The 2,729-nt window shown below is 39.9% G+C and carries 4 protein-coding genes; 2 read left to right on the top strand and 2 right to left on the bottom strand.

Going from position 1 to position 2,729, the window contains the following annotated elements; genetic code table 11:
* Positions 1-502: 502 nt before the first annotated feature.
* The gene (locus NWP25_RS05530; protein WP_280649794.1) at positions 503-634 is read left to right on the top strand and encodes a hypothetical protein; all 132 of its coding nucleotides are present in this window, start codon (positions 503-505) and stop codon (positions 632-634) included.
* A 200-nt stretch (positions 635-834) separates the two neighbouring features.
* Here the strand turns inward: NWP25_RS05530 and NWP25_RS05525 are convergent, their stop codons facing one another.
* Positions 835-1,809: a hypothetical protein gene (locus tag NWP25_RS05525; RefSeq protein ID WP_280698988.1), complete on the bottom strand. Its 975-nt coding sequence runs from the start codon at positions 1,807-1,809 to the stop codon at positions 835-837.
* A gap of 119 nt (positions 1,810-1,928) precedes the next feature.
* Between NWP25_RS05525 and NWP25_RS05520 the strand changes: the two genes are divergently transcribed.
* Positions 1,929-2,453: a transposase gene (locus tag NWP25_RS05520; protein ID WP_280698986.1), complete on the top strand. Its 525-nt coding sequence runs from the start codon at positions 1,929-1,931 to the stop codon at positions 2,451-2,453.
* A gap of 177 nt (positions 2,454-2,630) precedes the next feature.
* Here the strand turns inward: NWP25_RS05520 and NWP25_RS05515 are convergent.
* Positions 2,631-2,729: cyanobactin biosynthesis PatC/TenC/TruC family protein (locus tag NWP25_RS05515; protein ID WP_280649797.1), on the bottom strand; the 99-nt coding region annotated here is incomplete at its 5' end.

Below are 2,729 nucleotides of genomic sequence, written 5' to 3'. Positions count from 1 at the left end.
CAGTTCCGGGGTTTCCGATACCTGGCACGGGGGAGGTGGTAAACTGGACTTAGATTTTTTGGGGTTGGTGGTTGAACCCTTATCCGTGAGATGAACCCCAGCCAACAGCTTACTACCTATGTGGCATTGGGTTGGGGTCTTTTCCTTGGGTTTATACTTTTGAGCGATCACATTTCATAGAGGAAATATTTAGATTTCAGCGATCGCATGAAGATGAGTAGGAATTTTAGAGCGATCGCTATTCTTGATGAGTTTCCACACCGTCATCTAAAAAAAAGCTTCTGGTAACCACCAACAAAAACTAATAATAAGATGTAGGTTGGGTTAAGCGACAGCGCAACCCAACAAAATTAAATCACAAAATCACCAAAACCCTGGGTAACATCTGTCAACCCAACTGACACAATTTAAATAACATCCTGTAAATCCTTAAATCCTGGATATCCTCATTGGTGACCATTTCATTATCTAAACTATATTTGTAATAAAGAATTTTATTTTTATGACAATTCCCATAACTATTAACTTACCCGAAACTTTAGCTGCTTCTGTCCAGCGTCTTGGAAAAGCAACAGCGCGAGAGGTATCAGACGTTTTGCTTGACACCCTAGAAATAGTATATTACCTACCTTAGATAACCTCTCAAAAATGAGCATTAATTCAAACATTGCTGATATTTCTGATGAGGAAGTTCTACAATTAGCTAATTTAAAATTTGTGGAAGTATGAGCAGACACGGCATTGTCATTTTCCGGTTAAATAAGTTTAATCGGTGGTAACGAATTTTTTTCTAAGTTAATCGCATTTATTGAATTCCAAATTAAATGTTAAATGTTACACACCAGCTTCAGTAAATGCTTGGTTCAAAGCATCAATCAAATCCAAGTGTTCTGACCATTCTGCCAGGTATGGGTAGTCTAAACTTTCTGCTTGTAACTTCAGTATCCCCAAGACATCGCGCCACTGTTTTTCTGATTGACTCCCCTTACCCCACCGTAACTTCTGTAAAATCGTATCTTCTGGGGAAGCCACCCAAAACGCAGGTATGCCTTCTAAATCTATCAGCCTGCGACGTGCCATCTGAGACACTGCAAACGGCGAAACATCAGTAATATATAAGTCTGCATTTCCAATAGTTTCGGTATGGGTGATATTCAGCATTCGTTCACTTCCTTGCTTTAAACCCTCAACGGCACCTGCGGGACAATAGTATCCCGCACCTTCAAGTGTCGCCACCAACAAATCGATTTGGTCAGATTGGACTGAAATTACCAAATCTAAATCACGAGTGGAACGAGGTTCACCGTGCACCGAAGATGCAACACCACCACTTACATAGTAAGGAATACTTGTGGACTCAAAAATTTGGTGTAATTCCGCTGCCAACGAGATTGAATCCTGAATCCACATATTTTCATCATTACCTTGGGGGTAAAAATCAAGAGAATATTTTTCTGCTAAGACAGCACGGGTAAAAACACGACGAATTTCCTCCACAGAGGCGCCACGGTGTCGGGATTTAATTCCTACAAGGCAAAGTTTCTTCACTCCACGCTCATGAACAACCAACATTTCCAAGCGTTGTTTGAGTGAAAGTTGCCCTAGGCGAGCAAACAGGTATTTATCTGCCTCAATGTTCGTATCACTGGACTGTGGCTGGTAATTCAGTTTTGAAGCAGAGTCCAGGGAACTTTTAGCCCGGAGCAAGGGGGATAATTGCGATGGAGATTCAACTCCACCTGTTGCCCTAAATTCCGCCTGCTTCTTCGTTGAAACCCTTCCCCTAATTAAATCGGCGTTTGCGGACATACAACCTCTAACCTCCGAATTAACCCTATGGCCTCATGAAAATCATACAGTAAAAAGAGTGCAAAACACAAAATAATAAACTATTATCTGCTGCTGCGGGAGATGTAGACCTAAAATATTTGGATGAATCAGGTTTTTGTCTATGGAGCGAACCGGGTTATACCTATTGCTTTAAGAGTAAACAAAAACCCTTAGAACAAACAAAACCTCGTGGTGGCAGATTAACTATTATTCGGTTTTTCCAACCAATAATAAGTTTTGTCTGTCGTTTAGTAATTGGAGGTGTTAGTCGCAAATCTTACATCTATATGATGGAGCCAGAAGCCCTTGAAGCCAAAAAGACTGGACCTATGAGAGTAATAATACAAGATAACGGTCCCATTCATAGGTGCAAGGAAGTTCAGCAGTTATGGAAAAAGTGGGAGTACATGGGTTTGTACATTTTCTTTTTACCAAAATACTGCTCCGAAATGAATCCAATTGAATTGGAGTGGCAACACCTTAAAAAAGATGAGCTATCTAGGCAAATATTTGACGATGAGTTAGACCTTGCTTATCCGGTTATTAATGGTGTTACGGCTAGGGGAGAAAAAGGAAATTATAATACGCAACGTGTAAAATTTAACTCTAATACTTATGGTTAAGTTTTCGTTACATAGTTATAAATTTTTTCGCCTACCTACTTATTGACATCTGCAATTTATCTACAAAACCAATATCTTTGTAGGCAATACTAAACCCCTACTCATGTTGTAGGAAAAGCAGTCCTTAAAATTCAGATCCCCAATTTCTTGAAGAAATCAGGGATATCAAATCTACAACTAACACCAAATGCGACCACGACGGAAAGGTTTATCAGGCTCAGTTTGTTGGGCTTTTTGTCTAGCAATTTCCTGTGACCAAAAACCATAATCCTCTAA

It is taken from the genome of Umezakia ovalisporum Ak1311 (assembly GCF_029891685.1).
GTDB lineage: Bacteria > Cyanobacteriota > Cyanobacteriia > Cyanobacteriales > Nostocaceae > Umezakia > Umezakia ovalisporum.
Note: the sequence above shows the minus strand (reverse complement) of the source record. Positions and strands in the feature narration are given on the sequence as shown.

What these genes read in the sequence shown, in the direction of transcription:
- NWP25_RS05530 (WP_280649794.1), top strand. Translation starts at nt 503, where the DNA reads ATGACAATTCCCATAACTATTAACTTACCCGAAACTTTAGCTGCTTCT.
- NWP25_RS05525 (WP_280698988.1), bottom strand. Translation starts at nt 1,809, where the DNA reads ATGTCCGCAAACGCCGATTTAATTAGGGGAAGGGTTTCAACGAAGAAG.